Below are 26,858 nucleotides of genomic sequence, written 5' to 3' on the forward strand. Positions count from 1 at the left end.
CGCCCCCGCGGCACCGCCCGTACGTCCCCCGCACCGCCACCGCCGCCCCGCGCGGCCGAGGAGAGCCATGCCCGACACACTGGACCGCACCGCCATCGAGAACTTCGTCGTCGACGCCCTGGTCGACCTCGGCGTCGAACGCGAGGGCATCGTCGACGACGCCGCCCTGGACGAGCTGGAGATCGACTCGCTCGACATGGTCGAGCTCAGCCAGTCCATCCGCAAGCAGCTGGGAATCCCGGTGAAGCCCAAGGACTTCGACCGGCTGTACACCGTCGGCGAGGTGCTCGCCCTGTGCCGCCACAAGGCCGGGCTGGAGTGACGCCCCGGGCCGTCGTCACGGGCCTGGGCGCGGTGACCCCGCTGGGCGTGGGCGCCGACGAGCTGCACCGGCGCGCGGTGGCCGGCGAGAGCGGGCTCGCCGACGGGCTCGGGCTGTGCCGGGACTTCCGGCCCGCCGACCACCTGTCGCGCCAGCAGATCCGCCGCACCGACCGCTTCACCCAGCTCGCGCTCGTGGCCGCCGCCGAGGCCCTGGCCCAGGCCGGATGGACGGACGGCCCGCCGCCCTACCCCGCCGAGCGGGTCGCCTGCGTGGTCGGCTGCGCGCTCGGCGGGACGGCGAGCTTCGAGAGCCAGGCCGAGGTGCTCCGGCAGCAGGGCGGGGACTTCGTCTCCCCGCTCATGGTGCCCGCCATGATGGCCAACGCCGGGGCCTCGCAGATCGCCCAGCGGTACGGCTTTCGGGGCGAGGCGCTCTGCCTGGCCTCGGCCTGCAGCAGCGCGACCCAGGCGATCGGCACCGCCCTGCTGCTGCTCGCCGCCGGCGCCGCCGACGCGGTGGTGGTCGGCGGCGCCGAGGCCTCCACCTCCGACCTGGTGCGGGCCGCCTTCCGGACCGCCGGCGCGCTGTCCGAGAGCGGCCGCTCGGTGCCCTTCGACCGGGACCGGGACGGCCTGCTGATCGGCGAGGGCGCCGGAATCCTGGTGCTGGAGACGGCCGAGGGCGCCGCCGCCCGCCGCGCCACCGTGCTCGGCGAGGTGCTCGGCTACGGCGCCACCTGCGACGCCCACCACCTCACCGCCCCGGACCCGACCGGCGAGCCCGCGGCCCGCGCCGTCACGCTGGCGCTCGACGCGGCCGGGGTCACCCCCGGACAGCTCGGCTACCTCAACGCCCACGGCACCGGCACCGTCCTCAACGACCGCTCGGAGTGCGAGGCGCTGCGGCTGGCCCTCGGACCGGCCCTGGAAGGGATCCCGCTGTCCTCCACCAAGTCCTGCACCGGCCACCTCTTCGGCGCGGCCGGCGCGGTCGAGGCCATCGCCACCCTGCAGGCGCTGCGCCATGCCACCGCCCCGCCCACCGTCGGGCTGCGCGAGCCCGACGAGAAGCTCGGCCCGCTGAACCTGATCCACCGCGCCACCGCGCTCGCCGACCCCACCCTGCCCGGCGGCCGCCGGGCAGGGCTCTCCACCTCCTTCGGGTTCGGCGGGCACAACGCGGCCCTGGTGCTGGCGGCAGCCGACGCGATCGGTACGACGAAAGGCCAGGAGTGATGCTCGGCTTCCACGGACGCCGCTATCTGATCACCGGGGTGCTCAACCAGGACTCCATCGCCTGGCACACCGCCAGGGCGCTCCAGGAGGCGGGCGCGGAGGTCCTGCTCACCGGCTTCGGCCGGGCCCGGCGGATCACCGAGAAGGCGGCGGACGTCCTGCCCCGCCCCACCGAGGTGCTGGAACTGGACGTCACCCGGCCCGAGGACTTCGCCCGGCTGGTCAAGGAACTGGAGCAGCGCTGGGGCGGGGTCGACGGCGTGCTGCACGCCGTCGCCGCCGCGCGGCAGACGGCGCTGAGCGGCAACTTCCTCACCACCCCGCCCGAGGCCGCCGGACAGGCGCTGCACACCGCCGCCGTCTCCCTGCACTCGCTGACCACCGCGCTCGCCCCGCTGCTCACCGCCGACGGACGGCGCGGCAGTGTCGTCGGGCTGGACTTCGACGCCAGCGGCGCCTGGGCCGGCTACGACTGGATGGGCGTGAGCAAGGCGGCCCTCGGCGCGGTCTGCCGCTACCTGGCGATGTACCTCGGGCCGTCCGGCATCCGGGTCAACCTGGTGGCGGCCGGCCCGGTGGAGACCGTCGCCGGGCAGGCGATCAGCACCTTCGACCGGATCGCCGACCGCTGGCAGGCCGAGGCCCCGCTCGGCTGGGACCGCGGCGACCCGGCCGTGGTGGTCGGACCGGTGCTGTTCCTGCTCTCCGACCTCGCGGCCACCGTCAGCGGGGAGATCCTGCACGCGGACGGCGGGATGCACGCCGTCCGGATGGGCACCGGCCCGGCCTTCGCGGAAGGGGGCGCGGCATGACGGCCGCCATCGTGGGCGTGGGCGCGGCACTGCCCGAACGCGTCGTCCCCAACGCGTACTTCGAGCGGATCGGCGCCTCCCCGGAGTGGATCGTCAAACGGACCGGCATTGAGGAGCGCCGCTTCCTCGCGCCGGACGGCCGTCTCGCCGACCTCGTGGTGGCCGCCGCCGAGCAGGCGCTGCGCAGCGCCGGGCGCACCGCCGCGAGCATCCGGCACGTCGTGGTCGCCACCATCACCCCCGACCGGGTCACCCCCGGGGTATCGGTGGAGGTCGCCGCCCGGCTCGGGATGCCGCAGGCCACCGCCTTCGACCTGCACGCGGCCTGCGCCGGGTTCGTCTACGGCCTGGACCACGCCGCCGCGCTGATCGAGACCGGCCGGGCCGGGGCGGTGCTGGTCTGCGGCGCCGACGCGCTGACCCGGATCACCGACCACGAGGACCGCGGCACCGCGGTGCTGCTGGCCGACGGCGCAGGCGCCGCCGTGATCGCCGACGTGCCCGGCGCACCCGAACCGTGCTTCTCGCTCGGCAGCGACGGCGAGCAGATCCCGCTGCTCTACGCCGACCGGGACGACCGCAAACTGCGGATGGACGGCCGGGAGGTGTTCGACCACGCGGTGGAGAAGATGTCCGCCGCCACCCGGGAGGTGCTCGCCCGGCGCGGCCTGACCTGCGAGGACCTCGACCTGTTCGTCGCCCACCAGGCCAACGCCCGGATCGTGCGCGCGGTCGGCAAGGAGGTGGGGCTGCCGCCGGAGCGGCTCTACCTGAACGTCCACCGGGTCGCCAACACCTCGGCGGCCTCGATCCCGCTGGGCCTCACCCACGCCCGCGAGGAGGGCCTGCTGGACGGCCCGAAGCTGCTCGGCCTCGCCGCCTTCGGCGCGGGCATCACCTGGGGCGCCGGGGTGATCGGCTGGCGGCCGGGCGCCGGCGCCGACCGGGAGGCGCGGGCGTGAAGACCTCCCGGTTCCCCGTGATCGCCGAGATCGCCGCGCCCGACGGGGCCCGGCTCACCGTCCGGGCACTGGCCCGGACCGAACCGGCCGCCCCGGTGGTGATCGTCCTGCCGGCGATGGGAACGGCCGCCCGGCACTACACCCCGCTGGTCCGCGCCCTGCACGCGGCCGGTCTGAGCGTGGCCACCTGCGACCTGCGGGGCCACGGCGAGAGCCGGCCGGTGCCGCGGCACGGGGTCGCCTTCGGCTTCCGCGAGCTGGTCGAGCACGACTTCGGGGCGGTGCTCGACGCCGTCGCCGGGGCGTTCCCCGGCGCGCCGCGCCTCCTGCTCGGGCACAGCCTGGGCGGACAGCTGGGCCTGGTGCACTGCGGCGTCCTCCGGCCCCGGCTCGCCGGCGCGGTGCTGGTGGCCAGCGGATCGGCCTGGTACCGGACCTTCGGCCCGAGGGCGGGCCTGCGGCGGCTGGCACTGAGCCAGTTCTCGATCGTCGCCTCGGCGGTGGTCGGGTACTGGCCGGGCGAGCGGTTCGGCTTCGGCGGCCGCGAGTCGGCCCGGCTGATGCGGGACTGGGCGCGGCAGATGCGCACCGGCCGCTACCGGGTGCGCGGCGCGGTCACCGACTACGAACGGGCGCTGGCCCGGGTCGACCTGCCGGTGCTGGCCGTGGACGTGCAGGGCGACGAGCTCGCGCCGCCGCGGGCCGTCGACCACCTGTGCGCCAAGCTGCCGTCGGCCCGGGTGGAGCGCTGGAGCTACACCGCCGAACAGGCGGACGGCCGCCCGCTGGACCACTTCCGCTGGATCCGGCACAACCGCGGGCTGGTGGAGCGGATCGTGCCGTGGATGCTCGCCGCCGCCGCGGGCTCCGGCGAGAGCGTCGGTGAGCGCACCGGCGAGAGCGTCGGTGAGCGCACCGGCGAGAGCACCGCGTCGCGCGGCGGCGTCCGACCGGCCGTATGACGATGAGCCCGAGTCCCGCCGCCCCGAGGAGCGCCCGCATGTCCGCCGTCCCCGACCCGTCCGACAGAAACGCCGACGCGCCGCACGGCGGCCCCGGCCGGCCGCCCGGCCTCCCCGGCGACCCGCACGGCATTCCCGACCTGCTCACCGCGACCGCCGCGCGCTGTCCGGAGCACCCCGTCCTGCGGCTCGACGAGGAGGTGCTGAGCTTCGCCGACCTGGACGCGCGCAGCGCCCGGGCCGCGCACTGGCTGGCCGGACTCGGTGTCGCGCCCGGCGACCGGGTCGCCGTGCTGCTGCCCAACGTGCCGCAGTTCGCGGTGCTGTACTACGGCATCCTGCGCGCCGGCGCGGTGGTCGTCCCGATGAACCCGCTGCTCAAGGCCCGGGAGATCGAGCACTGCCTCGCCGACGCCGGGGCGGCCGTGCTGCTCGCCTGGCACGCGGGCACCGAGCAGGCGGTCGAGGGCGCGCGGCGCACCGGCACCCTGCTGGTCCCGGTCGAGCCCTCCGCGCTCGCCGCGACGCTCGCGGAACAGCCGGACGGCCCGCCGCGGACCGCGGGACGCGGGGGAGAGGACACCGCGGTCATCCTCTACACCTCCGGCACCACCGGGGCACCCAAGGGCGCCGAACTGACCCACCGCAACATCGTGGCCAACGTCCGGGCCGGCGTCCAGGTGCTGGGGATGGTCGAGCGGGACGTGATCTTCGGCGGGCTGCCGCTGTTCCACTCCTTCGGCCAGGTGATCGGCCTCAACTGCGCGGTGGCTGTCGGGGCCTGCATGACCCTGGTGCCGCGCTTCGACCCGCGGGCCGCGCTGTCGGTGATCCAGCGCGACCGGGTGAGCGTCTTCCTCGGCGTCCCCACCATGTACACCCTGATGCTGACCCACCCGCAGCGCGCCGGGTACGACGTCTCCTCGCTGCGGGTGTGCCTGGGCGGCGGCGCGTCGATGCCGCCGGAGGTGCTGCGCGGCTTCGAGACCGACTTCGACTGCGTGGTGCTGGAGGGCTACGGGCTGTCCGAGTCCTCGCCGCTGGCCTGCGCCAACCGGAGCGACCGCGAGCGGATCGCGGGCACCATCGGCATCCCGATCGAGGGGGTGCGGATGCGCATCGTCGACGAGTCGGGCACCGAGGTGCCGGACGGCACGGTCGGCGAGGTGGTGATCCGGGGCCACAACGTGATGAAGGGCTACTGGCGCCGCCCCGAGACCACCGCGCAGACCGTCCGGGACGGCTGGCTGCACACCGGGGACCTCGGCACCCGCGACGAGCGGGGCGACTTCCGGATCGTCGACCGCCGCAAGGACGTCGTGATCCGCGGCGGCTTCAACGTCTACCCGCGGGAGGTGGAGGACGTGCTGTACGAGCACCCGGCGGTCGCCGAGGCCACGGTGATCGGCGTCCCCCACCCCACGCTCGGCCAGGAGGTGGCCGCCGCCGTGGTCCTGCGCGCGGGCGCCTCGGCGACCCCGGAGGAGATCCGCGGCTTCGTCCGGGAGCGGGTGGCGCCGTACAAGTACCCGCGGCTGGTCTGGACGGTCGACGCGCTGCCCAAGGGGCCGACCGGAAAGATCCTCAAGCGCGAGGTCGTCGTGCCCGAGGAGGAGTCGGGCCGGTTCAAGAGCTGAGTCGGCTCAAGAGCTGAGCGGGCCCGGGAGTTGGGCGGGCGCGGGAGCCGAACGGGCCCCGGCGCCGAACGGGCCCCGGCGGGTCGGGCGGCCCGGTCGGGCCGCCCTGGGTGGTCAGACCACCCGCCGCATCCAGCCGTGGATGTCCTCGGCGCGCCCGTACTGGATGTCCAGCATGTGCTCGCGGATCGCGACGGTCTGCTTGCCGGGCGAGCCGGTGCCGACGGTGAACTCGTAGCCCTCGCCCTTGAATCCGACGATCGGGGTGACCACCGCGGCCGTCCCGGCGGCGAACACCTCGGTGATCGTGCCGTCGGCGGCACCGGCCCGCAGCTCGGAGAGGGCGATCGAGCGCTCCACCGGGGTCAGCCCGAACTCGCCCGCCAGCGCCAGGATCGAGTCCCGGGTGACCCCGTCGAGGATGTTGCCCAGCGCGGGGGTGACCAGCTCGCCGGCCGAGGTGACCAGGCACAGGTTCATCGTGCCGGACTCCTCCAGGTCGCCCTCGCCGCCGGTGTCGTCCATGAACAGCACCTGGTCGCAGCCGTGCTTGCGGGACTCCAACTGCGCGGCCAGGCTGGAGGCGTAGTTGCCGCCGCACTTGGCGGCGCCGGTGCCGCCCCGCCCGGCGCGGGTGTAGTTGCTGCTGACCCAGAGCGTGATGCCGGTGACGCCGCCGGGGAAGTACGGGCCGGCCGGGCTGGCGATGACCGAGTAGGCGATCTGCTCGGCGGGCCGGACGCCGAGGAAGGCCTCCGAGGCGAACATGAACGGCCGCAGGTAGAGGCTCTTCTCGTCGGCGGAGTCCGGCACCCACGCCTCGTCCGCGCGGACCAGTTCCCCGACGCTGTCGAGGAAGTCCTCCTCAGGCAGCACCGGCAGGGCGAGCCGCTCGGCGGAGCGGGCGAAGCGGCGGGCGTTGAACTCCGGGCGGAACAGCCAGACGCTGCCGTCGGCGTGGCGGTAGGCCTTGAGCCCCTCGAAGATCTCCTGGGCGTAGTGCAGCACGGCGGCGCTCGGGTGCAGCGAGTACGGCACCAGCGCGGTGACCTTGCGGTCGTGCCAGCCCTCGGCGGGCGTCCAGGTGGCCGTGGCCATGTGGTCGGTGAAGAATTTGCCGAACCCCGGTGCGGCGAGGATGGTGCGTCGCTCCTCCTCGGGGACGGGATCGGTCGTCCGGAACAGAGGGAATGCGCGACTCATCGTCAACTCCTCGACACCACTGTGGAATCTGTGCGAACCGACGCCAATGACCGGCGCCATACCCGTCATGCTAACTGTCGTCAGCCGGACGTGATACGCCGCGACCCGGCCGAGCCCCGATCCGCCGGCTCCCGCGGGAGCCGGCGGACCGCGGGATTCCGGGGTTCCCGGCCTACCGGTGGCGCTGCGGAGGTCGCCGACCAGGCCGTCGAGGGCGGTGCGCAGGGCCCCGGAGCCGGCCTGGTCGAACCAGCTGGTCCGGATGCGCTCGTTGCTCCCGCCCGGGGTCTCGTGCTCGGCCGCGGTCCGCGCGCCCCGCGGCGGGAGCAGGACCTCCGGCCCCGGGTCGTCCCCGTGGCGCAGGCCCGTCACGATGGCCCGGCCGATCTCGCCCACTCCGATGATGCCGACACGCTTCACGGTCACTGCCTCCGGTGTGCGTGGTGGTCGCACGGGCAGCTCGTGCTGCCCGTCGCGATCTTCTCCGCAGTAGTGTGACCACCGCGCCGCCCTGAGACACGCCGTCGCCGGCCCGGGCGCGAACCGACCCGGTACGCTCCGCCGGAACTCCCGCGCGCGGCCGGCTCGTCGAGGACCGGCGGCACACCGCACCGTCCGCCGTGTCATCGACACGCGCGGCGACGGGTAGACCGTACGGGTGAACACCCTCGGCAGGACCAAGGCCACGAACGCCGTCAAGGACTCCTCCCGCAGCCCGGGCCGTGCCCGCCCGCGGGGCGGGCGCACCGTCAAGGTGCTGCCGCCCGACCGGATCGGCGGGTCCTTCCCATCCGGGGGCGGCGGCCGCGACTCCCCGAGGACCGCGATCCGCGCCCCGCGTGCGAGCGTGCGCGCCGCCGCCTTCGCGTCCGGCACCGGGACCGCGTCCGGTGCCGGTGCCGGGGCCGGTGGCGAGGCCGGGGTGGGTCCGGCATGACGCCTCCGAACGAAACCTCTCCCCTCGTCATGGTCCGCACCGCTGTCCTCCCGCCCTGCCGACGCTGCGGAATCCCGGCCCTCCTGACCGCCCGTTACCCGCACTCCTGGCCGAATCAGGCCGGGAAGCAGGTGACCGGCTTCAAGGAGACCGCTCTCTGCCCCGCCTGCGACGAGGGCGACCCGGCGGCGACCGGCCTCCTCACCCTCCTCGGCGCCCCGGTTCCCGGCCGCCTCGCCGAACTCTGGGCACTCGTCCACCAGTGGGTGAGCGCCGTCCGCCACCGCACGCCCGACCTGGCGGACCTGGAGGACGAGGCCGCCCGGTTCAGATCCGGGGAGCTCTGAACGCGCTGGGCCGAACGGTGGTCCGCCCGCGTCGATCGACGTGGTGCGGAACGCCGTCGAAACCGGATGCCGCCGCACGGAAACTCGAACAGCGGTGCGGATTCACCCGTGTGCGCAGCGTGGTGTGCTGCCCGGGCAGGGGTGTGGGCAGGGTGGTTCCAACCCCCTCTCACCTCGCTGAAAGGCAGGAACCATGGGCATATCGCTGTCCCGCCGTTCGATCTCCTCCGCCGCCGTGGTGGCGCTCGCGACCTGTGCGGTCGCCGCCACCGCGCCGCCCGCGTCGGCCGCCCAGGACGGCGGGCCGGGCGGCGGCGGGAGGCCGACGGTGGTCCTGGTGCACGGCGCGTTCGCGGACGCCTCCGGATGGAACGACGTCGCCACGCGCCTCATGGACGACGGGTTCACCGTCCTCGCCCCGCCCAACGAGCTGCGCGGTCTGGCCGAGGACGCCGCCTACGTGGCCAGTCTGCTCAAGAGCATCAGCGGCCCGATCGTGCTGGCCGGCCACTCCTACGGCGGAGCCGTCATCACCCAGGCCGCCGCCGGGAACCCGAACGTCAGGGCTCTGGTCTACGTGTCGGCGTTCGCGCCCGACGTGGGCGAGTCCCCGGCCGAACTGTCGACGAAGTTCGCGGGCAGTGACCTCGCCACCGCGCTCAACCCCGTCCCCTTCACGGGCACCGGCGGCGGCGGAGCCGACCTCTACATCCAGAACGAGAAGTTCCGCGCCGTCTTCGCCGCCGACCTGCCGGAGTCCCGCACCCGGCTGATGGCCGCCGAGCAGCGCCCCGTCTCCCAGGTCGGGTTCGCCGAGAAGGCCACCGCCGCCGCCTGGCGCGACATCCCGTCGTGGTTCGTCGTCTCCCGGCAGGACCGGGCCATCGCCCCCGACCTGGAGCGCTTCGAGTCCAGGCGCGCCAAGTCGCGCACCGTCGAGATCGACTCCTCGCACGTGTCGATGATGTCCCACCCCGACGACATCGTCCGCCAGATCCGCGAGGCCGCGGGCGTTGCCGGTGGCGCCGCCGCGGCCCCGGCCGAGCTCGCGGCGACCGGCTCCCACGGGCGGGCCGGCGCCGCGGTCGGCGCCGTCGGTGCCGCCGCGCTGCTGTCCGGCTCGGTGCTCACCCGCATCACCCGCCGGCGCGGCACCCGCTGAGCGGCCGGCCCGGCCGGGCCGACCAGGGGCCTTGTCCCCTGCCGACCGCGCCCGGCCGGGCCGTCCCGCGCGCGCCGGCGGCGTGTCTCAGGGCGTCGGCCGTACGGCGGTGAAGTCGCGCAGGACGGCCCAGACGGCGGCGGGCTGCTCCTCCTGGGCGAAGTGCCCGGCGTCGGCGACCACCGCGGTGGTGAGTTCGCGGACGCCCGCGGCACGGAAGCCCCGGGCGTAGGCCTCGACGTCGCCGCCCTCGCGGTCGCCGCGGACGTACAGCAGCGGTGTGTCGACCGGGACGGCGGCGGCCTCGGCGTTGTCCCGGGCGTCCTGGGGGAAGGCGCGGTAGAGATCGAATCCCGCGGTGAGTGCGGCGGGGCTCGCGTAGGCGGCGGTGTGCGCCGCGCGGGACTCGGGGGTGATCCGGGCGGGGTCGGCCGACAGCACGTCGTAGAAGTGGTCGAAGTAGGCCGCCTGCCGGCCCTGGACGAGGGCCTCCGGCAGGTCGGGGACCGCGTGCAGGCCGAAGTGCCAGATGTACGGGTTGCGCAGCACCTCGTTCCACGGGTCGACGCCGGGGATCACGGTGTTCATCACGACGACGCGCTCGACGCCGGTGAACCGCCGCAGGTAGGCGTAGGCCGCCATCCCGCCGGCGTCGTGGCCCACCAGGGTGGTGCCGGTGAGACCGAGTTCCCGGACCAGGTCGTGGACCGTCCCGGCCAGCCGGCGCTTCGACCCGCCCTCGACGGCCCCGGTGGAGCCACCGATCCCGGGCAGGTCCACGGCGATGGTCCGGGCCTCGCCGCCGGCCGCCTCCATCACCCCCAGCCACGTCCGCCAGGACTCCGGCCAGCCGTGCAGGAACAGGAAGGGAGGGGCGTCGGCGGGGCCGGACTCCACCACGTGGAGCGAGCGGTCACCGATGGCCACGGTCGAGTGGCGCAGCTCAATAGACATGATTCATGTCTATCAAACGACATGGGGCATGTCCATTGACTAGGCTGGCCCCATGAGCGGCGACAACGACCGGCCGGACGCACCGGGCTCACCCGGCTCACCCGGTGCACTGGACGCACCGGAGCGACCGGCCTTCGAACGCGGCACCGGCTTCCTGCTGGCGCGGCTGGGATCCCTCACGGCCCGCTCCTGGGCGGCCTTCCTCGGTGAGCACCGGCTGACCCAGGGCCAGTACGCCGTGCTGGTCGCCCTCGACCGGCACGGTCCGGTGGTCCAGCGGCGGCTGGCCGAACTCGTCGCCGTGGACGCCCGCAACCTCGTTCCGGTCCTCGACCAGCTGGCGGACCGGCAGCTCGCCGAACGCCGTCCGCACGACACCGACCGGCGCCGCCGCGTCGTCACCCTGACGGACCGGGGGAGCGCCCTGGTCGGGACGATCGCCGCCGCGGCCGCCGCCGAGCAGGAGCGGTTCCTCGGCGCCCTGACCACGGCCGAACGCCGGCACCTCAACGGGCTGCTCCAGCGGCTCTACGCCGCGCACGTGCCGGCCGACGGCCCCGCGTAGGGCCGGCCGCCGCTCCGGCGTCGTCCCGGTCGGACGTTCCCGGCCGCCGTGTCGTCGCCGCCCCCTCGCCGCTCAGGCGTGCCGGACGAGGGCGACCGGGCAGACCGCGTGGTGGATCGCGGCGTGCGCCACCGGGCCGAGGTGGGCGCCGAACAGGGTGCGGCGGGTGCGGCGGCCGACCACGAGCAGCCGGGCCCCGTCCGCCGCGTCCACCAGATCGACGGAGCGGCTGCCCTGGATCAGGTCGGCGGTCAACGACACCTCGGGGTGGCGCTCCCGCCAGGGGGCCAGTTGCTCGGCGAACCGGGCCCGGTCGACGGACGCGAGCTCGCCCAGCCCGCCGACGGCCTGGAGCGCCGTGTACTGGCTGGAGATCTGCGGCGACCAGACGTGCACCACCCGTAGCGGGGCCCGGCGCCGGGCGGCCGCGTCGAAGGCGAAGGCCAGCACGTCGTCCATCGGGTGGGTCAGGTCGACGCCCACCAGCACCGGGCCGTCCGACTCGACCGCCTCCGCCCGGACCAGCACCACCGGACAGCTCGCCCGGCGCAGCACCTCATGGCTCACCGAGCCGACCAGGAAGCCGCGCACCGCGCCCAGCCCGCGCGAGCCCAGGACGAGCAGGCCGGCCGAGTTCCCGGCCGCCTCCAGTGCCTCGGCCGGATCGGTCGGGACGATCGCCGAGGTGACCGGTCCGACACCGGCCAGCGGGCGCAACTCATCGGCTCGGAGGGCGAGTTGGTCCAGTGCGTGCCGGTAGGTCTCCTCGCTGCCGACCACGTCGTGGTGCGGCCACGGCCAGGCCTGCAGGAGATCGAGCGGGCAGCCGCGGCGCTGCGCCTCGCGGGCGGCCCACTCGGTGGCGGCGCGGCTCTCGGAGGAGCCGTCGAATCCGGCGACGACGGGTGCGGTCATGGTCTGCTCCTCATCCGCGCAGCGCGTCCAGGGCGGCGGTCAGCCGCCGCGCCGCCTCCTCGGCGACCTCGCCCAGCCCGCCGCCCGGGCCGGCCAGGGTGACCATGGTCTGCGGGTCGACGGCCTCCACCACCGTGGCCCCGCCGTCCGCCCGGACCACCACGTTGCAGGGCAGCAGCAGCCCGATCCGGCGGTCGGCCTGGAGCGCGCGGTGGGCGAGGGCGGGGTTGCAGGCGCCGAGGATCAGGTAGTCCTCGATCTCCGCGCCGATCTTCTCGCGCAGCGTCGCCCGGACGTCGATGGTGGTCAGGACGCCGAAGCCCTGCTCCTTGAGCGCGGCGGTGACCGTCTCCACCGCCTGCGCGAACGGCCGGTCGAGCCGTACGCCGAGACCGTAGTCCATGGTTCCTCCAGAAGAATCCGGGCGGCCCCAGTATCGGCGGACGCCGCCCCCGCCGCCTCCCGGAGCGAGCGGCGGCCCGTTGTCGGTGGCCGCGCCTACGCTCGGGCCGTACTGCTTCCGGGGAGGGTGGGGAGGGTGTGGTGAAGGTGCGCAGGCCGGTCGACGGCGAGGTCCGGGTCCACTACGGACAGATCTACGTGGAGAGCGACCCCGATGGTCCCGGCCCCGACCTGGCGAAGGCGTTCGCGGGCCAGCGTGCGGGGCTCTGCGGCGCGGCCGTCCCCGGGTCGCTCTGGCTGACCACCGGGCTGCACACCGGTGCCGTCGGCTTCACCGTCGAGGTGCACGAGCAGGCCCCGCCGCTGGACCACGAGTGGGAGGACGTGGTCGAGACCTCCTTCCGTCCGGCCACGGACCGGTGCCTGCTGGTGGAATGGGGTGGCGGCACCGTCCGGGAGCTGGACCTGGCGGAGACCGATCACCGGGTGCGCTACTGCGCCCGGGGCATCGACGAGGGGCACCGGCGGGACACCCGGGCGTCCGGTGAGCCGCGGGCGGACCGCTACGCGCTCCAGTTCTGGCCCGCCCCGCCCGAGCCGGACCGCGTCCTGCGGCAGACCTCGCGGACAGCGGCGTACTGGCACGACTACGCCCGGCGGCTGCCGCCGCCCCCCACGCCCGAGGAACGCGCCGCGGAGGAGCTCCGGTCCCGCCGTGCGCGGGAACGCGCGGAACAGGAGAACCGGGCCGCCGCCGAGTCGTGGGAGTGGGGCGGACGGCGGCCGAGCGAGGCCCTGCGCGAGCTGGCCGGCCAGGCGCGGGGCCTGCTGGAGTTCGACGCACCCCTGCTGCACGCCCTGGACGACGCCGGCCCGCGGGTCCAGCGCTCGGTGGCGCGGTTCGCGGCCCGGCGCGCCTGCACGGCGGCCGGGCTCGTCGGGATCGACTGGATCGCCGCCGCGCTGACCGCCCTGGACGAGGGACGCCCGCTGCCGCCGCCCTTCGACGACCCGGCCGGTCCCTGGCAGACCCTGGCCGACGACCCGCGCGTCCCCGCCCGGACGGTCCACCGGGCCGTCGCGCCGGAGCGCGAGCCCTTCCGCCCGCCGCACGCGGACCCGAACGCCCCGCGGCCGATGTCCGTGCCCGTGCGGCGGCAGGCGTCCTTCTCCGTGACGGCCCCGGAGCGGCCGGAGCACCCGGAGACATCGGTCGCGGGGACGTTGGTGGCGGGGACGTTGGTCGCGGCGCTGTCGGTCGCGGGGACGGCACCGGTCGTCACCCGCACCGCCCGCCTCGGCCCGCTCGACCCCGACCGGCCGCTGTCGCAGCCGCACCTGGCGCTGCCCGCCCTGCTCGGCGCGGCCGGGCCGGACCCGCTGCGGGCCGCGGTCGACGCGGTGTACGCGGCGGTGGTGACGTACGGCGAGGACCACCGGACGCTCCTGGCGGACGTCCGGGCCGTGCTGGCGGAGCATCGCCGACCGGCTGCTGCGGTGGGGTGTCGGGGTGGTACCGCGGTACTACGGGCGCGCCGATGATCGGACTCCGGTACCACGGATCGGAGCCGACTCCGCACGTAGCGTGGTGCACGAGGGCGGCCGGACGGACCGGCCCCGGAGCACAGAGGTGAGCGATGATCGAGGCGCACCGGCTGACGAAGCGGTACGGGGAGAAGACGGCCGTGGACCAGCTGGACTTCACGGTCCGGCCGGGGACGGTGACGGGCTTCCTCGGGCCGAACGGCGCGGGCAAGTCCACCACAATGCGGATGATCGTCGGACTGGACGCCCCCACCAGCGGTTCGGTGAGGGTCAACGGCCGCCGCTACGCCGAGCACGCGGCGCCGCTCCAGGAGGTCGGCGCGCTGCTGGAGGCCAAGTCGATCCACCCGGGCCGCTCGGCCTTCCACCACCTGATGGCCCAGGCCCACACCCACGGCATCCCGCGCCGACGGGTCGAGGAGGTCATCGAGCTGACCGGGCTGTCGTCGGTGGCCCGCAAGCGCGCCGGGGCGTTCTCGCTCGGCATGGGCCAGCGGCTCGGGATCGCCTCGGCCCTGCTGGGCGACCCGGCCACGGTGATGCTGGACGAGCCGGTCAACGGCCTCGACCCCGAGGGCGTGCTGTGGATCCGCAACCTGCTCACCTCGCTCGCCGCCGAGGGCCGCACCGTCTTCGTCTCCTCGCACCTGATGAGCGAGATGGCCCTGGTCGCCGACCACCTGATCATCGTCGGCCGGGGCCGGCTGCTGGCCGACACCACCGTGCAGGACCTGGTCCGCCAGGCCGGCGGCGACGTGGTCAAGGTGGTCAGCGCCGACCCGGCCCGGCTGCGCACCGCGCTGGCCGGCCCCGGTGTGGAGGTCACCGGCCGGGCGGGCTCGGAGGAACTGCTGGTCAGCGGACGCACGGCCCGCGAGATCGGCCTGGCCGCCGCCGAGCGGGGCATCGCCCTGTTCGAACTCACCCCGCGGACGGTCTCCCTGGAGGAGGCGTTCATGGACCTGACCCGCGACGCCGTCGAGTACCACGGCACGACCACCACCGCCGCCGGCGCCCCCGCCGGCGAGACCCCGAGGAGTGCGGCATGACCACCATCGCACCGAGCCCGATGCCCGCCTCCGGCGACCTGCGGCCCACGCGCCCCGCGTACCGGGTGACGGCTGTGCGGGTGCTGCGTTCCGAGTGGGCGAAGCTGTGGTCGCTGCGCTCCACCTGGATCACCCTCGGGCTGGCCCTGCTCTTCCTGGTCGGCTTCGGCCTGATCGCCGCCTACCAGTTCAAGTCACGGATGACCTCCGGCCGTCCGATGGACCGGGACTTCGCGAGCGCGAGCACACTGAGCCTCTCCCTGTTCGGCACCAACTTCGCCCAACTGGCCCTCGGCGTCCTCGGCGTGCTGGTCGCCGCCGGCGAGTACTCGACCGGCATGATCCGCTCGACGCTGGCCGCCGTGCCGCGCCGACTGCCGGTGCTCTGGTCCAAGGCCGCCGTGTACGGGCTGATCGCGCTGGTGCTCGGCACCGTCGGGGTGTTCGCGGTCTTCGTCGCCGACAGCGGCGTCCTCTCCGGCACCCGGGTGGCGATGACCCTCTCCGACGCCGGGGTGGTCCGCGGCCTGCTGGGCGCCGGGCTCTACCTCGCGCTGGTCGGTGTGATCGGCGTCGCGCTCGGCGCGCTGCTGCGCTCGGTGGCCGGCGGCATCGCGGTGCTGGTGGCCACGCTGATGCTGGTCCCCGGGCTGACCGCGCTGCTGCCCAGCTCCTGGCAGAGCCACCTCAGCCCCTACCTGCCCAGCCACGCGGGCGAGGCGATGTTCGCCCTGCACCACGACTCGACCACGCTCTCGCCGACGGTGGGGCTGGCCGTCTTCCTCGGCTGGATGGTCCTCGCCCTCGGTGCGGCGGCCGTGCGGCTGGTGCGCACCGACGCCTGAGAGACTCGGAGCGGAGACGATCCATCGCGGCGCCGGGACCAACCGGCGCCGCACCCACGACCTCGACAGCCCGGCCGACCAGGGAGGTGCCACCGGTGAGCGAGCACACCGCCACCACGAGCCCGTTCGCGGCCGGAGGTGCCCGGGCCGACGATCCCCGGGCCTCCGACCCCCGAGCGGGTGACTCCCGGGCCGGTGACCCCCGGGCCGCCGACGCGCCGGCCACCGACCTCCTGTCCGGCCACCCGCTGTACGCCCGCCTGGCCCGGATCGGCCAGCGGCTTCGACAGGGGGACCGCGACCGCCCCTGGGTGCTGGACGCCGCGGTGGTGGCCGTCGCCTTCCTGCTGTTCTGCCTGCCCGACCTCTTTCCCGGTCACGTCGAGGCCGGCGGGCGCGAGCACCGGATCGTGCTCGCCCGGCTGCCGCTGCCGCAGACCCTGGCCCTGCAGGCCGGCCTGGTGCTGCCGCTGCTGTGGCGCCGCCGACGGCCCACGGCGGCCTTCGCCGCGATCATGGCCGTCTTCGTCCTGCAGTGGTCGCTGGACGTCGGTCTGCGCGCCGACGCCGCCCTGCTGGTCGCCCTCTACAGCCTGGCGCTGCACGGCCGGCTGCGGCACCTGGCGTGGTCCTGTGCGGCCATGGCGGTGGCCGTGGCCCTGGTCGCGGTGGCCGTCTCCGGTGGTGGGCTGCCGGTCGGCGACGCCCTGTTCTTCCTGTTCAGCGCCGCGACGGCGGCCGTGGCCCTGGGCATCGCGGTGCGCGTCCGGCGCGCCCAGCTCGCCGGGCTGCGGGAGCGGGCCGCCCGACTGGAGATCGAGCGCGACCAGCGCAGCCGGCTGGCCACCGCGACCGAGCGTGCCCGGGTGGCCCGGGAGATGCACGACATCGTCGGCCACAACCTGTCCGTCATCGTCACCCTGGCCGACGGCGGCGCGTACGCGGCGCAGGCCAACCCCGAACGCGGCAGGGAGGCCCTGCTGCTGATCGGGGACACCAGTCGGCAGGCGCTCGGCGAACTGCGGCGGATGCTCGGCGTGCTGCGCGACCAGGGGGACCAGGCCGCCGAGTACACGCCCCAGCCCGGCATCGCCGACCTCGACGGGCTGTGCGCCCGCATCCGCGCCGCCGGGCCACAGGTGGTGTACACGGCCGCCGGCGCCCTGGACCGACCGGACCGCGGCGTCCAGCTGATGGCCTACCGCATCGTCCAGGAGGCGCTCACCAACGCCCTCAAGCACGCGGGGCCCGAGACCCGCGCCCATGTGACGCTGACCGTCGACGCCGAGCGGCTGCGGATCCGCGTCGAGGACACCGGCCGGCCCGGCGGCCCCCGCTGGCACGGTCGTACGGACGGGTACGGCCACGGCCTGGCCGGGATGCGCGAACGCGCGGCCCTGTACGGCGGCACCGTCACGGCAGGTCCCGTCCCCGGTGCAGGATGGACCGTGGAGGCCGTTCTGGACCTCACCCCCGGGCCGGACCCCACCTCCGGCGCGGACCCGACCGGCGCGGACCCCACCGCGGACCCTGGCCCCACCGCGGACCCTGGCCCCGGAGCGGACCCGGACCTCACCCCCGACCCGACAGGCGGCCCGACGTGACCACCGTCCTCATCGTGGACGACCAGCCCTTGCAGCGTTACGGCTTCCGGATGCTGCTGGAGAGCCAGCCCGACACCGAGGTGGTCGGCGAGGCGGCGCACGGCGGCGAGGCCGTCCGGCTGGCCGCCGACCTGCGCCCCGACGTCGTCCTGATGGACATCCGGATGCCCGGCATGGACGGGATCGAGGCCACCCGCCGCATCGTCGCGACCGGCGGGCGCTCCCGCATCCTGGTGCTGACCACCTTCGACCTCGACGAGTACGCGCACGCCGCGCTGCGCGCCGGTGCCAGCGGTTTCCTGCTCAAGGACGCCCGTCCGGAGGAACTGCTGGCCGGTATCCGCGCCGTCTCCGGGGGCGACGCCGTGGTCGCCCCCGCGATCACCCGGCGGCTGCTCGACGCCTACGCCCACCGCCTGCCGGTCCGCCCGCCCGGCGCCGAGCCCGTCGCGGATCCGCGGCTGGACGCCCTGACCGATCGCGAGCGCGAGATCCTGGTTGCCATCGCCCACGGCTGGTCCAACAACGAGATCGCCCAGCGCCTGGTGCTGGCGGAGTCGACCGTCAAGACGCACGTCAGCCGGGTGCTGTCGAAGATCGGGGCCCGGGACCGCGTCCAGGCCGTGATCTTCGCCTACGACCGTGGCCTGACCCGCCCCAACCCGCCCGTCTGACCGGCCCGGGGGCCCGCCGCCGTGCCTGCGGGCCCGCCGCCGCGCCTGCGGGGCCGACACGGGGCCGGCGGGGCTGCTGCCTCATGCGCCCGGGACAACAGGTGGCGCAGACTGCAGAGATCCGGAGGTGCCCGGCGAAGAGAGGGCGGACATGGCTGCGGACAGCACACACAGAGCCTGGTGGCGGCCACGGTCCGGTCCGGCGGAGCGGCAGCTGGCCGCGGCCGGGCTGTGCGCGCTCGTCTGCCTCGTGGCCGGCGGTCTGTGGGCCGGGTACGTGGTGAGCCACCTCGGAACGCCCGGGATCTCCACGCCCGCCCGTCTCCTACCGGTTCTCGGCTACGGCCTGGCGTCCGTCGCCGGCGGGGTGCTGCTGCACGCCCACCGGCCCGGGAACCAGCTCGGCTGGGTGCTGCTCGCGTACGGGGCGACGCTGATCGTCCCGCTCGCAGCCGAGGCGCCGCTGTGGGTGGAGGGGGGCACCCCCAAGGTGGTCGGGGCCGTGGTGGTCCTGGTGTCGGTGGGCTACGCGGTCAGTGCCACCCTGTGGCACGCGCTGCCGCTGTGGTTGCCGAACGGGACGCTGCCGAGCAGGTGGTGGTGGTTCGCGATCGCCGCCGTGGGACTGTGGAGGCTGGCCCCGGCGGGCTACTCCTTCTCCGACGCCACCGTGTTCGGCCGGCCCAACCCGTTCGCCGGCAGCGCCTTCGCGAACTGGCTGGGGGCGCTCAACGACCGGCTGCTCGACGCCCAGCTCGTGGTGTACGTCGTGCTGACCGTCCTGGTGGTGCTCGTCCCGCTCGCCCGCATCCGCGGGGTGTCGCGGCGGCGCCGGCAGAACGTCCTGATCGCCCTCGGCGTCTACCTGCTGTGGGGCGGAGCCGAACTCGGCTACTTCTTCGACCAGAGCACGCCCGCGTACATCGCGTTCGCCGTCACGTCGGCGCTGTGGACGATCACCCTGGCCGCCGTCGTGGTCCGGGACGGCTCCTGGCGGCTCGACCGGGCGGCTCGGCGGGTCCTGGTCGGCCTGCTGGTGGCCGCCGGGCTGGCGATGGTGTTCGTGGTGGTGGCCTGTCTGCTCTCCACCATGCTGATGCCCGGCCGCGGCCTCGGGGCCCTGGTGGTGGTCGCCGCGGTCTTCCTGCTCGCGATCGGCCTGCCCCGGGGCGTGCGCGGGGCCTCCGGCCTCGTCGACCGCTGGTACTACGGCTCGCGCGCGCAGCCCTACCAGGTGCTGCGCAGTCTCGCCGGGAGGGTCAGCCAGACCGTCGACCCGCAGGAGGTGCCGGCCGTGCTGTGCCGTACCGTCAGCGACGAACTTCGGCTGCCCGGCGTGGAGTTGACCGTATCCACGCGTAGTGGCGAACGCCCGCTGGCCGCCGTTGGGGAGCTCTCCGGCAGTGGCGAGGGCTTCCCGCTGGTGCACCGGGGGGACCAGATCGGACGACTCACCGTCGCCCCGCGGCAGGGCCAGCGCGTGCTCGACGACAGCGACCGCGACATCCTGCGCTCGCTCGCGGACCAGGCCGCGCCCGCCGTCGCCTCGCTCCAGCTGATGGAGGACCTGCGGGCCAGCCGCGAGCGGATCGTCGCGGCCCGCGAGGAGGAGCGCCGCCAGCTGCGCCGGGACATCCACGACGGCCTCGGCCCGATGCTGGCCGGCCTGCGGCTGCGGCTGCAGGCCGCCGCCGCGGTGGACGACCCGGCGCTCTTCTCCAGCGTGCTGGACCGGGTCGCGGACGACCTCGCCTCGGCGGTCCGGGAGGTCCGGCGGATCACCGACCGGCTCGGGCCCACCGCCCTGGGCGACTACGGCCTGTCCCTGGCGCTGAGCCGCCTCGCCGAGACCTTCAGCGGCCCGGACCTCGCCGTCACCACCCGGCTCGAGCCCGACCCGCTGCCGGCGCTGCCCGCCGCCGTCGAGGTCGCGGTCTACCGGATCACCGCCGAGGCGCTCAACAACGTGCTGCGCCACGCGCAGGCGGCCCGCGCCACGGTGTCCGTCCGGGCGGAGACCGGGCGGCTGGTGCTCGACGTCGAGGACGACGGGCAGGGCCCGGGCCACGGGCTTCCCGTGCACCCGGGAGTGGGACTGCAGTCGATGTCCGAGCGGGCCGCGGAGATCGGCGGCAGCTGCACCGTGGACGCCCTGCGGCGCGGTACCCGGGTGCACGCGGTGCTCCCGCGCCGGCCCGCGGGCCGGTGACGGCGAGTGGCCCGTCGTCCGCAGCCGTCCGGTGCGGTGGGGGCACCGCGTGCACCCGGGGGAGGGTGCCCGGCACGTGAAAGGGCCCCCGGCGCGACGGGTGACGGCCGGGGGCGGGACGGGAATTCCAGGGATAGGGGAAACGGGGAAGAGAGGGGTCAACAGACGTTCGGGGGTGTGCAGCGACCGTGGCTGGTGGCGGTCGTGCCGGAGCTGGGGCCGTGGGGCCGTTTCGCTTCCGGGGCGCTCTCGGCGCCGGAGATCCGGCACCTGCACGCCCTGGCGGCGGCGACGATGCTCACCACGGCGAAGACCGCGGCGGCGCCCGCGGCTGCCAGCGCCATGCCGGCCGTTCTCTCGGTCATAGGGTCCTCCACGGGGTTCCGCAGGCGGGTCCACTTCGACCTGCTCCTCCATGCCACCGCCGGTCCCGCCCCAGCCGCATGGGGCCACGGTCCTGTCCCGGTCCTGTCGTGCGGAAGGGGTGCGCCGGGGGCGGCGCGGGTCCGGGCTCGGGGAGCCTCTTCTCGAAGCGTATCGAGGGGGGAACCCATCGTAACTCGAACACCAGAGCGGATCGTGCGCCGGGGGCGACGCCGGGAACGGGTTCGTTCACTAACATCGACAGTGGAGTCCAGGTGATCTCCGCGACAGGGGAACTGCTTCACCGTTCGCGCGGCCGGCCCGGGACCTCCCCGGGAACCGCGGCCGAACGCGCGGAGCGACGGGACCGAGGAAAGGCGACTTAAGAAGGTGCGCAACCATGACCGCTGAGACGGACACCGGGCACGGGCCGGTGACGGCCGCCCCGCTGCGGCGGCGCGGCGAGGCGCTGGAGAGCGCCATCTACGAGGCGGTCCTCCAGCAGCTCACCACCGACGGCTACGCCCGGCTGACCATGGAGGGGGTGGCCGCCGCCGCGCAGACCGGCAAGGCCGCGCTCTACCGCCGCTGGTCCTCCAAGGAGGAGCTGGTCAAGGACGCGCTGCGGGCCAGCCTGCCGCCGTCCGGCCCGGCCCCCGACACCGGCAGCCTGCGGGGGGACCTGCTGGAGGTGGTCACCAGGCTGCGCGCCGCGATGGTCAGCGAGATCGGCTCCGCCGTGCGGGCCGTCATGAGCGAACTCGACCACCAGCGGGCGCACGCCTTCCTGGAGATCGTGCTGGAGCGGGTCGTCCAGCCGACGACCGCGCTGATCGCCGAGGTGCTGGACCGCGGCACCACCCGCGGCGAGGTCCGCCCCGGGGCGGTCACCCCGCTGGTCACCGACCTGGTGCCGGCGCTGATGCTGTACCGGATCAAGATGTGCGGCGGGGACGCGGTGCGGCTCGATCCGGCGGAGATCGTGGACGAGCTGCTGCTGCCGATCGTCCGTCCCTGACGGGCGGGCGGACCGGGCCGCGAGCCGCTGCTGTCGGCCATCAGGGTCAACGGTTCCCTCGCCCTGTCCGCCTGCTGGCGTGCCTGGTGAAGCGACCGGGCCTGTTCGCGCTGAAGTGGTGGCACCAGTTCCCACCCCGGCCGGAGAGAAGCCCATGAGAATTTCCCGTACGGTGACCGCCACGGCCGCCGTCGTCGCCCTGATCACCGTGGTGTGCAGCGGCTGCTCCAGCAGCAAGAAGTCGACGCCCGCGGAAAGCCCGACCTCCGCGGCGACCTCCGCGGCGAGCCCCTCCGGCAGTCAGCCCGCCGAAGCGACCCCGACGGGGAGCGCGAGCCCGAGCCCCTCCGCCGGAGCCGGCGGTGCTGCCGCCACGGTCTCGGCGACCACCGTCGGCAAGTACCAGAACATCCTGGTCGACGCCCGAGGCAAGACGCTCTACCTGTTCGAGGCGGACACCTCGCCCACCTCGACCTGCTACGACGCCTGCGCCACCGCCTGGCCCCCCGCCCTGACCACCGGCACCCCCACCGCCGCCAACGGCGTCGACCAGGCCAAGCTCTCCACGAGCACCCGCAAGGACGGCACGACCCAGATCGTCTACAACGGCCACCCGCTCTACTACTTCGAGGGCGACACGGCGCAGGGCGACACCAACGGCGAGGAGTCCAGCGCCTTCGGTGCCACGTGGTACGTGGTCAACACCTCGGGCAACAAGGTCGAGGGCGGCTGAGCGGATGACCGGCGTCGAACGGTCGTCCCGGCCTCGGCGGGCCTCCGGCCTCCTGTGGGCAGCGCTGCCGGTGGTCGTGACGGCCGGCCTCTTCTGGTACGGCCGGGCGCACACACCCGACTACGCGAGCAGCCTCTTCGGCCGCCGGTTCGACGACGCCAACCAGCTCAAGGCCCAGCTCGGCACCGCCCTGCTGGGCCTCGCGCTGGTCCAGCTCCTGCTGGCGCTCCGGATGTACGGCCGGCTGCCCGGCCTGCCCACCGCACCCCGGTCGGTCCGGACCGGGCACCGGCTGGTCGGCCTGGCCGCGTTCCTGCTGTCCCTCCCGATCGCCTATCACTGCCTCACGGCCTACGGCGTGCAGCTGACGGACGGCCGGATCGCCGTGCACTCGTTCGCCGGATGCTTCCTCTACGGCGCGTTCGTCGCCAAGGTCATCGTGGTTCGCCACCGCCGGCTGCCCGGCTGGGCCCTGCCCACGGCAGGCGGCGCCCTGCTCGTCCTGATCGCCCTGCTCTGGTACAGCGCCGCGCTCTGGCGCCTCAACGGCTACCACGTGCCGGGTCTGTGAGCCGTCCCCGGCGGCCCTTGTGCCGGCACTCCGGATCGCCCACTCCGGATCGCCCCGCCGAGCACCGGCTCGGCGGGGCGACATGATCAGGACCGCGAATCACCGACAGCGTCCGCGATCCCGTCGGGCGCCGCCCGGGCCCTCGGACGTCCGGGCCCGGGCCCCGCGGGGGCTCAGGCCCCGCTGTGGCGGAGCATGTCCTCGCGCTCGACGACCTTGACCCGCTCGCGCTGCTCGGCCTCGCCGAGCGCGCGCTCGTGGGCGTCCAGCAGCTTCCAGCCGTCCCAGGTGGTGAAGCGCACGCCCTGGGCGCGCAGGTGCTCCTCGACGGCCGCCGGTTCCGGCTCGACGGCGCCGGGCAGGCGGTCGGCGGCGTGGTCGTCCAGCAGGCAGGCGACGGTCTCGTTGGCGTCGCCCTTGGTGTGGCCGATCAGGCCGACCGGGCCGCGCTTGATCCAGCCGGTGACGTACGTGGCGGTGCGGTGCGAGCCGTCGCCGTCCAGGACCCGTCCGGCCTGGTGCGGAACGGTGCCCGAGGCCGGGTCGAAGGGCAGCTTGGGCAGCTCGTCGGAGTAGTAGCCGACCGCCCGGTAGACCGACTGCACGTCCCAGTCGGTGAAGCCGCCGGTGCCGCGCACATTGCCGGTGCCGTCCAGCTCGGTGCGCTCGGTGCGCAGGCCGACCACCCGGCCGTCCTCGCCGAGCACCTCCACCGGGGACTCGAAGAAGTGCAGGTACACCCGGTGGGGGCGGTCGCCGACGTCGCGGATCGCCCAGTTCTCCAGTGTCGAGGCGACCAGGTCCACGTGCTTGACCGAGCGGCGCTCGGCGATCGAGCCCTCGTCGTACTCGATGTCCTCGGGGGCGACGATCACCTCGATCGTGGGGGAGTGGTCCAGCTCGCGCAGCTCCATCGGGCTGAACTTGGCCTGGGCGGGGCCGCGGCGGCCGAAGACGTGCACCTCGACGGCCCGGTTGCGCTTCAGTCCCTCGTACACGTTCGGCGGGATCTCGGTGGGCAGCAGTTCGTCGGCGGTCTTGGCGAGCACCCGGGCGACGTCCAGGGCGACGTTGCCGACGCCGAGGACGGCGACCTTCTCGGCCTCCAGCGGCCAGGTCCGGGGCACGTCCGGGTGGCCGTCGTACCAGGAGACGAAGTCGGCCGCGCCGTAGGAGCCGTCGAGGTGGATGCCGGGTATGTCCAGGGCGCGGTCGGCCGTCGCGCCGGTGGAGAACACCACGGCGTCGTAGAAGCGGTGCAGGTCGTCCAGGGCGAGGTCGTTCGGGTAGTCGACGTTGCCGAACAGCCGGACCTGGGGCTTGTCGAGCACCTGGTTCAGGGCGGTGACGATGCCCTTGATACGTGGGTGGTCGGGCGCGACCCCGTAGCGGATCAGGCCGAACGGAGCGGGCATCCGCTCGAACAGGTCGATCGAGACACCGGGGTCCTGGGCGGCGTCGGACTTCAGCAGGGCGTCCGCGGCGTAGATGCCGGCGGGGCCGGCTCCGACGATCGCGACTCGGATCGGGCGGGGCATGACGAGTGGTCCTCCGGTCGGGCGCGATGCAACAAAGGTTAGCCGAACCTTTGTAGCAAACCCTACGGATGACCTGCGAAGTAGGCGGTGGTGATCTATGGGGCCATAGGTCCGGCCTATGCCCCGGGGTCGGCGGCCCGGGCGGCGGCGGAGGCCTCGAAGAAGCGCAGCAGCTCCACCGGGAACGGCAGCACCAGCGTCGAGTTCTTCTCCGCCGCGACCTCGACCACGGTCTGGAGCAGCCGCAGCTGCATCGCCGCCGGGGTCTCGCTCATCCTGCCCGCCGCCTCGGCGAGCTTGGTGGCGGCCTGGAACTCGCCGTCGGCGGTGATGATCCGGGCCCGGCGCTCGCGGTCCGCCTCGGCCTGGCGGGCCATCGAGCGCTTCATCGAGTCCGGCAGGCTGACGTCCTTGATCTCCACCCGGTCGATCTGTACGCCCCAGCCGGTGGCCGGGCTCTCCAGCATCACCTCCAGCCCCTGGTGGAGGTTCTCCCGGCCGGAGAGCAGGTCGTCCAGCTCGCTCTTGCCGATGACGGAGCGCAGCGAGGTCTGGGCGACCTGGAGCATGGCGAAGGAGTAGTTCTGGACGTCCACGGTGGCCCTGACCGGGTCCACCACCCGGAAGTACAGCACCGCGTCGACGCTCACCGAGACGTTGTCCTTGGTGATGCCCTCCTGCGCCGGCACCGGCATGGTGACCACCTGGACGTTGACCTTGCGCATCCGGTCCAGCACCGGCAGCAGCAGGCTCGGTCCCGGCTGGCGGACCTGCCCGCTCACCCGGCCGAGCCGGAACACCACACCGCGCTCGTACTGCTGGACCACCCGCACACCGGTCGCCAGCCAGAGCAGGAGCACCACGGCGACGATCACGACAACTGCCACGATTCCGGCCTCCCCCGTCGCGGCGCGGCCGGGCCGGGGACCGGAATGGCCCCGTCGCCCGGTGCGAGCCGCGCTGGCCAGTATGCGCTCGGGCCGGGGCGGTGGACAGCGTCGTGCGCGGGGATTCCGACGGAGCGTCGGCGGGGTGGGTGCCGCGGGCCCGAAGTAAGCCCTACCGGCAGGCTGTTCGGGCCGGTAGCGTCGCTGGGTGACCACGACGATCGACTCCGCGGCGGGCTCCGGCTGCGCCCGGCCGCCACTGCTGACGCGGGCACTGCTGCTGCGCTTCGTCTCCCTGCTCGGCACCTCCGTCGGGTTCAACCTGCTGCTCTCCGCCGTGCCGCTGTACGCCCAGGAGTCCGGCGGCGGCGAGCACGCGGCGGGCCTGGCCACCGGCGCGCTGATGCTGGCCACCGTGGTCGGCGAACTGGCCACCCCGTGGCTGACCGCGCGCTTCGGCTACCGCCCGGTGCTGGCGGCCGGGTTGGTGCTGCTCGGCGCACCCACGCCGGTCCTGGCGTGGACCGGGGGCATGGCGGCGGTGGTGGCGGTCTGCCTGCTGCGCGGGCTCGGCTTCGCGGTCGCGCTGGTGGCGGGCGGGGCGCTGACCGCCGCGCTGATCCCGGCCGAGCGGCGCGGGGAGGGACTCGCGCTGGTCGGCCTGGTCTCCGGGCTGCCCGCCCTGGCCTGCCTGCCGCTCGGCGTCTGGCTGGGCCAGCACCTCGGCTGGGGCTGGGTGTTCGTGATCGGGGCGGCGGCGCCGCTGGCCGCCGTCGCCTCCGTCCCGGCGCTGCCGGACCGCACCCGGGCCGGCGGGCCGGCGGTGGGGGTGCGGGAGGGGCTGCGCAGCGGCGCGCTGCTGCGACCGGCCGCGGCGTTCGGCGCGACGGCGCTGGCGGCCGGGATCCTGGTCACCTTCCTGCCGCTCGCCGTGCCGTCCGCCGCCGCCGTCGCGGTGGCGCTGCTGGTCCAGCCCGGTGCCGCGACGCTGACCCGCTGGCTGGCCGGGCGGTACGGGGACCGCCGGGGCTCGGCCGGGCTGGTGCTGCCCGCGCTGCTGGTCTCGGCGGGCGGGGTGCTGCTGCTGGCCGCCACAGGCAGCCCGGTCGCGGTGGTGGCCGGGGCCGCGGGGTTCGGCGCGGGGTTCGGCGTCGCGCAGAACGCGACGCTGGCGCTGATGTACGCGCGGGTGCCGCCGGCCGGCTACGGCACCGTGACGGCGCTGTGGAACGTCGCGTACGACGGCGGCATGGGGATCGGCGCGGTCGCCTTCGGGGCGGTCGCGGGCGGGACGGGCTACCCGTGGGCGTTCGTGCTCACGGCGGCGGTGATGCTCGCCGCGCTCGCCCCGGCCCGGTGGGACCGCCGCCGGGCCGGCGCGAGCCCGCCCGCCCGCCGCTGAAC

27 protein-coding genes are annotated in these 26,858 nt (G+C 74.9%); 20 read left to right on the forward strand and 7 right to left on the reverse strand.

The window, feature by feature from the left end; genetic code table 11:
• The first annotated feature begins 67 nt into the window (after positions 1-67).
• The 6 genes from ACWGJO_RS20575 to ACWGJO_RS20600 are packed head-to-tail and all read left to right on the forward strand — an operon-like array spanning position 68 to position 5,933.
• Positions 68-322, forward strand: a complete 255-nt coding sequence (locus ACWGJO_RS20575; protein WP_452185632.1) for an acyl carrier protein — start codon at positions 68-70, stop codon at positions 320-322.
• Positions 319-1,560 (forward strand): beta-ketoacyl-[acyl-carrier-protein] synthase family protein, encoded by a 1,242-nt coding sequence (locus ACWGJO_RS20580; protein WP_452185633.1) that lies wholly within the window; start codon positions 319-321, stop codon positions 1,558-1,560. Before ACWGJO_RS20575 ends, ACWGJO_RS20580 begins: the two co-directional genes overlap by 4 nt.
• Positions 1,560-2,372, forward strand: a complete 813-nt coding sequence (gene fabI / locus ACWGJO_RS20585) for an enoyl-ACP reductase FabI (RefSeq protein ID WP_387690199.1) — start codon at positions 1,560-1,562, stop codon at positions 2,370-2,372. The genes ACWGJO_RS20580 and fabI overlap by 1 nt, the downstream gene beginning before the upstream one ends.
• A complete protein-coding gene (locus ACWGJO_RS20590) occupies positions 2,369-3,334 on the forward strand; it encodes a beta-ketoacyl-ACP synthase 3 (RefSeq protein WP_452185635.1) in 966 nt (321 codons plus the stop codon). The genes fabI and ACWGJO_RS20590 overlap by 4 nt, the downstream gene beginning before the upstream one ends.
• A complete protein-coding gene (locus tag ACWGJO_RS20595) occupies positions 3,331-4,296 on the forward strand; it encodes an alpha/beta hydrolase family protein (RefSeq protein ID WP_452185637.1) in 966 nt (321 codons plus the stop codon). The genes ACWGJO_RS20590 and ACWGJO_RS20595 overlap by 4 nt, the downstream gene beginning before the upstream one ends.
• Before the next feature lie 38 nt (positions 4,297-4,334).
• Complete coding sequence (locus tag ACWGJO_RS20600) at positions 4,335-5,933, forward strand: long-chain-fatty-acid--CoA ligase (protein ID WP_452185639.1); 1,599 nt, start codon at positions 4,335-4,337, stop codon at positions 5,931-5,933.
• A gap of 114 nt (positions 5,934-6,047) precedes the next feature.
• Here ACWGJO_RS20600 and ACWGJO_RS20605 read toward each other — a convergent pair whose 3' ends face one another.
• Positions 6,048-7,136 (reverse strand): branched-chain amino acid aminotransferase, encoded by a 1,089-nt coding sequence (locus ACWGJO_RS20605; RefSeq protein ID WP_452185688.1) that lies wholly within the window; start codon positions 7,134-7,136, stop codon positions 6,048-6,050.
• Positions 7,137-7,794: 658 nt separating this feature from the next.
• Here ACWGJO_RS20605 and ACWGJO_RS20610 point away from each other — a divergent pair.
• From ACWGJO_RS20610 to ACWGJO_RS20620, 3 genes are all read left to right on the forward strand, one after another.
• Positions 7,795-8,073: a hypothetical protein gene (locus ACWGJO_RS20610; RefSeq protein WP_452185642.1), complete on the forward strand. Its 279-nt coding sequence runs from the start codon at positions 7,795-7,797 to the stop codon at positions 8,071-8,073.
• On the forward strand, positions 8,070-8,420 hold the full coding sequence (locus ACWGJO_RS20615) for a DUF6300 family protein (protein ID WP_387732436.1): 351 nt from the start codon (positions 8,070-8,072) through the stop codon (positions 8,418-8,420). Before ACWGJO_RS20610 ends, ACWGJO_RS20615 begins: the two co-directional genes overlap by 4 nt.
• A gap of 193 nt (positions 8,421-8,613) precedes the next feature.
• Positions 8,614-9,582 (forward strand): alpha/beta fold hydrolase, encoded by a 969-nt coding sequence (locus tag ACWGJO_RS20620; protein ID WP_452185644.1) that lies wholly within the window; start codon positions 8,614-8,616, stop codon positions 9,580-9,582.
• A gap of 87 nt (positions 9,583-9,669) precedes the next feature.
• Here the strand turns inward: ACWGJO_RS20620 and ACWGJO_RS20625 are convergent, their stop codons facing one another.
• Positions 9,670-10,536 (reverse strand): alpha/beta fold hydrolase, encoded by an 867-nt coding sequence (locus ACWGJO_RS20625; RefSeq protein WP_452185646.1) that lies wholly within the window; start codon positions 10,534-10,536, stop codon positions 9,670-9,672.
• A gap of 52 nt (positions 10,537-10,588) precedes the next feature.
• Between ACWGJO_RS20625 and ACWGJO_RS20630 the strand changes: the two genes are divergently transcribed.
• The gene (locus ACWGJO_RS20630; RefSeq protein ID WP_452185648.1) at positions 10,589-11,101 is read left to right on the forward strand and encodes a MarR family winged helix-turn-helix transcriptional regulator; all 513 of its coding nucleotides are present in this window, start codon (positions 10,589-10,591) and stop codon (positions 11,099-11,101) included.
• A gap of 72 nt (positions 11,102-11,173) precedes the next feature.
• On the opposite strand, the gene ACWGJO_RS20635 is transcribed toward ACWGJO_RS20630, so the two are convergent.
• Positions 11,174-12,016: a universal stress protein gene (locus ACWGJO_RS20635; RefSeq protein ID WP_452185650.1), complete on the reverse strand. Its 843-nt coding sequence runs from the start codon at positions 12,014-12,016 to the stop codon at positions 11,174-11,176.
• A gap of 10 nt (positions 12,017-12,026) precedes the next feature.
• Positions 12,027-12,419, reverse strand: a complete 393-nt coding sequence (locus ACWGJO_RS20640) for a DUF302 domain-containing protein (protein ID WP_387690221.1) — start codon at positions 12,417-12,419, stop codon at positions 12,027-12,029.
• A 140-nt stretch (positions 12,420-12,559) separates the two neighbouring features.
• Between ACWGJO_RS20640 and ACWGJO_RS20645 the strand changes: the two genes are divergently transcribed.
• The 6 genes from ACWGJO_RS20645 to ACWGJO_RS20670 all read left to right on the forward strand — a co-directional run bounded on the left by ACWGJO_RS20645 (position 12,560) and on the right by ACWGJO_RS20670 (position 20,344).
• Entirely contained in the window at positions 12,560-13,960 is a 1,401-nt protein-coding gene (locus ACWGJO_RS20645) for a hypothetical protein (RefSeq protein WP_452185652.1), read from the forward strand.
• 95 nt (positions 13,961-14,055) lie between these two features.
• Positions 14,056-15,012, forward strand: coding sequence for an ATP-binding cassette domain-containing protein (locus tag ACWGJO_RS20650; RefSeq protein WP_452185654.1), 957 nt, complete (start codon positions 14,056-14,058; stop codon positions 15,010-15,012).
• Entirely contained in the window at positions 15,009-15,857 is an 849-nt protein-coding gene (locus ACWGJO_RS20655) for an ABC transporter permease (RefSeq protein ID WP_452185656.1), read from the forward strand. Before ACWGJO_RS20650 ends, ACWGJO_RS20655 begins: the two co-directional genes overlap by 4 nt.
• A 233-nt stretch (positions 15,858-16,090) precedes the next feature.
• Positions 16,091-17,461: a histidine kinase gene (locus ACWGJO_RS20660; RefSeq protein ID WP_452185690.1), complete on the forward strand. Its 1,371-nt coding sequence runs from the start codon at positions 16,091-16,093 to the stop codon at positions 17,459-17,461.
• Complete coding sequence (locus ACWGJO_RS20665) at positions 17,458-18,135, forward strand: response regulator transcription factor (RefSeq protein ID WP_359898427.1); 678 nt, start codon at positions 17,458-17,460, stop codon at positions 18,133-18,135. Before ACWGJO_RS20660 ends, ACWGJO_RS20665 begins: the two co-directional genes overlap by 4 nt.
• Before the next feature lie 151 nt (positions 18,136-18,286).
• Complete coding sequence (locus ACWGJO_RS20670; RefSeq protein WP_452185658.1) at positions 18,287-20,344, forward strand: histidine kinase; 2,058 nt, start codon at positions 18,287-18,289, stop codon at positions 20,342-20,344.
• Between the two features lie 158 nt (positions 20,345-20,502).
• Here the strand turns inward: ACWGJO_RS20670 and ACWGJO_RS20675 are convergent, their stop codons facing one another.
• Positions 20,503-20,709 (reverse strand): hypothetical protein, encoded by a 207-nt coding sequence (locus ACWGJO_RS20675; RefSeq protein WP_452185660.1) that lies wholly within the window; start codon positions 20,707-20,709, stop codon positions 20,503-20,505.
• Between the two features lie 398 nt (positions 20,710-21,107).
• Between ACWGJO_RS20675 and ACWGJO_RS20680 the strand changes: the two genes are divergently transcribed.
• From ACWGJO_RS20680 to ACWGJO_RS20690, 3 genes are all read left to right on the forward strand, one after another.
• Complete coding sequence (locus ACWGJO_RS20680; protein ID WP_452185662.1) at positions 21,108-21,725, forward strand: TetR-like C-terminal domain-containing protein; 618 nt, start codon at positions 21,108-21,110, stop codon at positions 21,723-21,725.
• A 154-nt stretch (positions 21,726-21,879) separates the two neighbouring features.
• Complete coding sequence (locus ACWGJO_RS20685; RefSeq protein ID WP_452185664.1) at positions 21,880-22,458, forward strand: COG4315 family predicted lipoprotein; 579 nt, start codon at positions 21,880-21,882, stop codon at positions 22,456-22,458.
• Positions 22,459-22,462: 4 nt separating this feature from the next.
• Entirely contained in the window at positions 22,463-23,029 is a 567-nt protein-coding gene (locus tag ACWGJO_RS20690) for a DUF6529 family protein (protein ID WP_452185666.1), read from the forward strand.
• A 173-nt stretch (positions 23,030-23,202) separates the two neighbouring features.
• On the opposite strand, the gene ACWGJO_RS20695 is transcribed toward ACWGJO_RS20690, so the two are convergent.
• Together ACWGJO_RS20695 and ACWGJO_RS20700 are read right to left on the reverse strand one after the other, a co-directional pair.
• The gene (locus ACWGJO_RS20695; protein WP_452185668.1) at positions 23,203-24,567 is read right to left on the reverse strand and encodes an FAD-dependent oxidoreductase; all 1,365 of its coding nucleotides are present in this window, start codon (positions 24,565-24,567) and stop codon (positions 23,203-23,205) included.
• Between the two features lie 116 nt (positions 24,568-24,683).
• Entirely contained in the window at positions 24,684-25,454 is a 771-nt protein-coding gene (locus ACWGJO_RS20700; protein WP_387690239.1) for a slipin family protein, read from the reverse strand.
• A gap of 208 nt (positions 25,455-25,662) precedes the next feature.
• Between ACWGJO_RS20700 and ACWGJO_RS20705 the strand changes: the two genes are divergently transcribed.
• Complete coding sequence (locus ACWGJO_RS20705) at positions 25,663-26,856, forward strand: MFS transporter (RefSeq protein ID WP_452185670.1); 1,194 nt, start codon at positions 25,663-25,665, stop codon at positions 26,854-26,856.
• The last annotated feature ends 2 nt before the right edge of the window (positions 26,857-26,858 follow it).

Source organism: Kitasatospora sp. NPDC054795 (assembly GCF_053611565.1).

What these genes read in the sequence shown, in the direction of transcription:
- ACWGJO_RS20630 (WP_452185648.1), top strand. Translation starts at nt 10,589, where the DNA reads ATGAGCGGCGACAACGACCGGCCGGACGCACCGGGCTCACCCGGCTCA.
- ACWGJO_RS20625 (WP_452185646.1), bottom strand. Translation starts at nt 10,536, where the DNA reads ATGTCTATTGAGCTGCGCCACTCGACCGTGGCCATCGGTGACCGCTCG.
- ACWGJO_RS20600 (WP_452185639.1), top strand. Translation starts at nt 4,335, where the DNA reads ATGTCCGCCGTCCCCGACCCGTCCGACAGAAACGCCGACGCGCCGCAC.
- ACWGJO_RS20680 (WP_452185662.1), top strand. Translation starts at nt 21,108, where the DNA reads ATGACCGCTGAGACGGACACCGGGCACGGGCCGGTGACGGCCGCCCCG.
- ACWGJO_RS20590 (WP_452185635.1), top strand. Translation starts at nt 2,369, where the DNA reads ATGACGGCCGCCATCGTGGGCGTGGGCGCGGCACTGCCCGAACGCGTC.
- ACWGJO_RS20690 (WP_452185666.1), top strand. Translation starts at nt 22,463, where the DNA reads ATGACCGGCGTCGAACGGTCGTCCCGGCCTCGGCGGGCCTCCGGCCTC.
- ACWGJO_RS20575 (WP_452185632.1), top strand. Translation starts at nt 68, where the DNA reads ATGCCCGACACACTGGACCGCACCGCCATCGAGAACTTCGTCGTCGAC.
- ACWGJO_RS20675 (WP_452185660.1), bottom strand. Translation starts at nt 20,709, where the DNA reads ATGACCGAGAGAACGGCCGGCATGGCGCTGGCAGCCGCGGGCGCCGCC.
- ACWGJO_RS20685 (WP_452185664.1), top strand. Translation starts at nt 21,880, where the DNA reads ATGAGAATTTCCCGTACGGTGACCGCCACGGCCGCCGTCGTCGCCCTG.
- ACWGJO_RS20640 (WP_387690221.1), bottom strand. Translation starts at nt 12,419, where the DNA reads ATGGACTACGGTCTCGGCGTACGGCTCGACCGGCCGTTCGCGCAGGCG.
- ACWGJO_RS20650 (WP_452185654.1), top strand. Translation starts at nt 14,056, where the DNA reads ATGATCGAGGCGCACCGGCTGACGAAGCGGTACGGGGAGAAGACGGCC.
- ACWGJO_RS20615 (WP_387732436.1), top strand. Translation starts at nt 8,070, where the DNA reads ATGACGCCTCCGAACGAAACCTCTCCCCTCGTCATGGTCCGCACCGCT.
- ACWGJO_RS20635 (WP_452185650.1), bottom strand. Translation starts at nt 12,016, where the DNA reads ATGACCGCACCCGTCGTCGCCGGATTCGACGGCTCCTCCGAGAGCCGC.
- ACWGJO_RS20670 (WP_452185658.1), top strand. Translation starts at nt 18,287, where the DNA reads ATGGCTGCGGACAGCACACACAGAGCCTGGTGGCGGCCACGGTCCGGT.
- ACWGJO_RS20695 (WP_452185668.1), bottom strand. Translation starts at nt 24,567, where the DNA reads ATGCCCCGCCCGATCCGAGTCGCGATCGTCGGAGCCGGCCCCGCCGGC.
- fabI (WP_387690199.1), top strand. Translation starts at nt 1,560, where the DNA reads ATGCTCGGCTTCCACGGACGCCGCTATCTGATCACCGGGGTGCTCAAC.
- ACWGJO_RS20620 (WP_452185644.1), top strand. Translation starts at nt 8,614, where the DNA reads ATGGGCATATCGCTGTCCCGCCGTTCGATCTCCTCCGCCGCCGTGGTG.
- ACWGJO_RS20655 (WP_452185656.1), top strand. Translation starts at nt 15,009, where the DNA reads ATGACCACCATCGCACCGAGCCCGATGCCCGCCTCCGGCGACCTGCGG.
- ACWGJO_RS20605 (WP_452185688.1), bottom strand. Translation starts at nt 7,136, where the DNA reads ATGAGTCGCGCATTCCCTCTGTTCCGGACGACCGATCCCGTCCCCGAG.